Source organism: Streptomyces sp. KLMMK (genome assembly GCF_036961605.1).
Taxonomy (GTDB): Bacteria; Actinomycetota; Actinomycetes; order Streptomycetales; family Streptomycetaceae; genus Streptomyces; species Streptomyces telluris.
The window spans coordinates 1-1568 of the sequence record NZ_JBAMDC010000711.1 but is presented as its reverse complement, the minus strand read 5'-3'; the positions used below and the strand labels follow the sequence as shown (position 1 = coordinate 1568).

Genomic DNA, 1568 nt, shown 5'->3' with positions numbered 1-1568 from the left:
GAACCCTTGCCGGACGTACGTGAGGCCATGGAGCCGAGATTACCGTTGCCGGGCGCGAGGGACACCCGCGCCCCGGCGTTCACCCGTTCGTGTCGTGGCCCAATGTTTTCAAGGGTGACAGGGCGTCAAAGTGTCAGCTGGGAGCGGGCAGCGGGCTCGCCCCGCTGCCGGCCCCGGGCTCCAGGGCGTCCAGCGCGCGCCGCAGGCCGGTGAGTTTGCGCTCGAGGTGGGCGGCGGTGGCGACGGCCGCGGCGTCGGCGGACTCGTCGAGCTGCTTGGTGAGCGCCTCGGCCTGCTCCTCGACGGCGGCGAGCCGTGCGGAGAGCTCGGCGAGCAGCCCTGCGGGCTCCTGGGCCGCCGCGGCGCCCGTACGCCCGGACTGGCCGTTCTCCAGCTGCAGCCGCAACAGGGCCGCCTGCTCGCGCAGCTGGCAGTTCTTCATGTACAGCTCGACGAAGACCGAGACCTTGGCGCGCAGCACCCACGGATCGAAGGGCTTGGAGATGTAGTCCACCGCGCCTGCCGCGTAGCCGCGGAAGGTGTGGTGCGGGCCGTGGTTGATGGCGGTCAGGAAGATGATGGGGATGTCCCGCGTCCGCTCCCGCCGCTTGATGTGCGCCGCGGTCTCGAATCCATCCATGCCAGGCATCTGGACGTCCAGCAGGATCACTGCGAAATCGTCCGTCAGCAGCGCCTTGAGCGCTTCCTCCCCTGACGATGCCCGTACCAGTGTCTGATCGAGCGCCGAGAGGATGGCCTCCAGCGCCAGCAGATTTTCCGGCCGGTCATCGACCAGGAGGATCTTGGCCTTCTGCACCATGGCCCGTCCTCCTCGCCCCGGCAGTGCACCGGGCGCCGCCCCAGGGGACGACTCCCTTGCGCCGCCCGTCCTTGTGCCGGTCATGGTAGCCGCACCCCGCCGGTCGCCACACCCTGTCACCGCGATGTCACTGTGCACGTAGCAGAAACGTAGTGGGGGACCAGAAGGTTCCCCGAATCCCCGGTCCCCACACGTCCTCGCGCACACTCGGTCAGCGGCCGCCCGCGAACGCCGGGCGGCCCGCGCGGCCGCGCCTCACTCGGCGCGCATCCACTGCTCCATCACCGTGAGCAGGTGATCGGTGTCGACGGGCTTGGTGACGTAGTCCGACGCCCCCGCGTCGATGCTCTTCTCCCGGTCGCCCTTCATCGCCTTCGCGGTGAGCGCGATGATGGGCAGGCCCGCGAACTGCGGCATCCTGCGGATGGCGGCCGTCGTGGCGTAGCCGTCCATCTCCGGCATCATGATGTCCATCAGGACCACCACGACGTCGTCGTGCTGCTCCAGCACCTCGATCCCCTCGCGGCCGTTCTCCGCGTAGAGCACCGAGAGCCCGTGCTGCTCCAGGACGCTCGTGAGGGCGAAGACGTTGCGGATGTCGTCGTCGACGATCAGCACCTTCTCCCCGTGGAAGCCCCCGCCGAACCCGGACCCGAAGTCCTTGGCCGTCGGTTGCTCTGCGTCACCGTGGAGCTCGGTCGGCCACGGCTCGCCCTGGGGGGCGGCCGGCGGCTGGGTCCCCGGCACG

General features: G+C 69.9%; 2 protein-coding genes. Both read right to left on the bottom strand.

All coding sequences use genetic code 11. The features are described from left to right. Window positions 1–133: 133 nt before the first annotated feature. On the bottom strand, window positions 134–820 hold the full coding sequence (locus tag V7793_RS37365) for a response regulator (RefSeq protein ID WP_058047234.1): 687 nt from the start codon (window positions 818–820) through the stop codon (window positions 134–136). Window positions 821–1075: 255 nt separating this feature from the next. Beyond that, window positions 1076–1568: response regulator (locus tag V7793_RS37360; protein ID WP_336014157.1), on the bottom strand; the 493-nt coding region annotated here is incomplete at its 5' end.

Bases quoted from the DNA above. Each gene is read 5' to 3' on its own strand.
- V7793_RS37365 (WP_058047234.1), bottom strand. From the start codon at position 820: ATGGTGCAGAAGGCCAAGATCCTCCTGGTCGATGACCGGCCGGAAAAT.